Source organism: Mesorhizobium sp. M1A.F.Ca.IN.020.06.1.1, assembly GCF_004023265.1.
In the GTDB taxonomy this organism is placed as follows: domain Bacteria; phylum Pseudomonadota; class Alphaproteobacteria; order Rhizobiales; family Rhizobiaceae; genus Mesorhizobium.
Window position 1 is genome coordinate 1 of sequence record NZ_RZSR01000986.1, and the last position, 2,152, is coordinate 2,152.

Genomic DNA, 2,152 nt, shown 5'->3' on the forward strand with positions numbered 1-2,152 from the left:
CCGAGGATGTCATGTTGCCGGCGTCATCGTCCATGCCGCGCGTGTAGAAGACCTGCATCTCGGTGCCGGGGCAGCTCGATTCGCAATTCTTCTGATCGCGCTCGAAATCGCCAAGAGAGGCGGCGTTCGACATCGGGAAGAAATAGCCGTCGCAGGTGCGCACGCAGACGGTGATGAACTCGCCGTTCATTCTCGGCAGGTCCATGCCGTCGGGTTGGTTGATCACCCGGCGGATGTTGCGCGCGCTGGGATCGTCTGGCGGAAGCGCTTCAGGCGTGTGGAGCGTATCGATCTCCTCGTCGCCACGGCCGAAGAGCTGCTCGAACAGATTGCCGCCACCATTGTTGCGGGCGGCCTCCTGGATCGGGGCGCGATGCGGCTCGACTTCATTATCGCGGCAGCCATTGGCGTCGAGCGCCGCAAGAATGCGGCTGCGGTCGCGCCGCGTGCCGCCGCCGGCCAGCCGCTCGCGCTTGGCCTGCAAGATGTCGAGATTGGCGTTCATACGCTCTATCGAGGCATTGATCGCCGCGCATTGGCCGGCATTGCGCGAAAACAGCGTGAAGCCGCAATTGGCATCACCGGCGCGGCTGCGCGCCTTGGCCAGCTGCTCGCGCTGGCGGGCGATCGCGTCGTCATATTTGCGGATCAGTCCCGGACCGCCGCCACCGCCGCGCGTGGCTGCAAGCTCCGCTTCGAGCTGGCGGCAGGTGCGAGAAGCGGCCTGCGGCTCGGTCACAGCGACAGCCGACGCCGCCAACGCTGCAAGCAGCGCAGCAAGATGCGTCAGCTTCAACCCCTTCATCCGCCTGGAATCCCGATTGCCGGTGGAAGGCTACCGCGTTCGTAGTTAACTGTTCCCTAGCTTCCAACTCAACACAATTCCGCTGGCGCGAGCTCGCACAACCCAGAGCTCACCCTCAACTCAGATCGGGGCGAGCGCCTGCGCCTTGTGCGCCGCCTCGACGACTGCCAGTGCCGTCATGTTGACCACGCCGCGAGAGGTCACAGAAGGCGTCAGGATGTGCGCGGGCTTGTCGGTGCCGAGCAGGATCGGCCCGACATGCAGCGCGTCCATCATGGCACGCAGCGCCGTCAGCGTGATGTTGGCCGAATCGAGGTTCGGGAACACCAGCAGATTGGCTTCCCCTTTCAGCCGCGAATGCGGGTAGACGCGCTGGCGCAGATGTTCGGAAAGAGCCGAGTCGGCATGCATCTCGCCATCGCACTGCAGCTCCGGCGCGATGCGGGCGAGGATGGCAGCGGCCTCGCGCATCTTGAGCGCGCCGGGCGAATCGCGCGAGCCGAAATCCGAATGCGACAGCAATGCTGCCTTCGGCTCGATGCCGAAGCGCTGGATTTCTTCCGCCGCCAGCACCGTCATCTCGGCGATCTCCTCCGCCGTCGGATCGACGGAGACATGGGTGTCGGTGAGGAAGATGATGCCGCGCTGCGAGATCAGCATCGACAGCGTCGAGAGATCGCGGTCCTTGATGCCGGGACGCGGCCCGATGATCAGCGTGACATTGCGCAGATGTCGCTCGAAGCGGCCTTCGAGCCCGCAAATCATCGCATCCGCATCGCCGCGCTTCAACGCAAGCGCGGCGATCACCGTGTTGTTGGTGCGCACCATGGTGCGGGCGGCTTCCGTCGTTATACCGCGGCGACCCGCGAGTTCGATCAGCAGATCGACATAGTGCCGGTAGCGCGGATCGTCCTCCGGGTTGATCAGGCCGAAATCGACCCCCGGCCGGATGCGCAGGCCGTAGCGCTTCAGCCTGACTTCCACGACATGCGGGCGGCCGATCAGGATCGGTTCGGCGATGCCTTCCTCCAGGACCACCTGTGCCGCCCGCAGCACGCGCTCGTCCTCGCCGTCGGCGTAGATGACGCGCTTCGCGCTGGCGGCCTTGGCCGAGGAGAACACCGGTTTCATCACCAGGCCGGAGCGGAAGACGAAGCGGTTGAGCTTGTCGACATAGGCCGCGAAATCGGTGATCGGCCGCGTCGCCACGCCGGTGTCGCAGGCGGCTCTCGCCACCGCCGGCGCGATGCGCAGGATGAGACGCGGATCGAAGGGCGAGGGGATCAGGAAGTCCGGGCCGAAGACCGGCGTCTCGCCGGAATAGGCGCGGGCGGCGACGTCCGATGG

Annotated in this window: 2 protein-coding genes; both read right to left on the reverse strand. The window is 65.7% G+C overall.

Features of this window, described 5'->3' with window-relative positions; genetic code table 11:
* Nucleotides 1-805: DUF2865 domain-containing protein (locus EOA60_RS29925; RefSeq protein ID WP_128312400.1), on the reverse strand; the 805-nt coding region annotated here is incomplete at its 3' end.
* A gap of 120 nt (nucleotides 806-925) precedes the next feature.
* The coding region (locus EOA60_RS29930; RefSeq protein ID WP_281060792.1) for a phosphate acyltransferase at nucleotides 926-2,152 on the reverse strand (1,227 nt) is incomplete at its 5' end.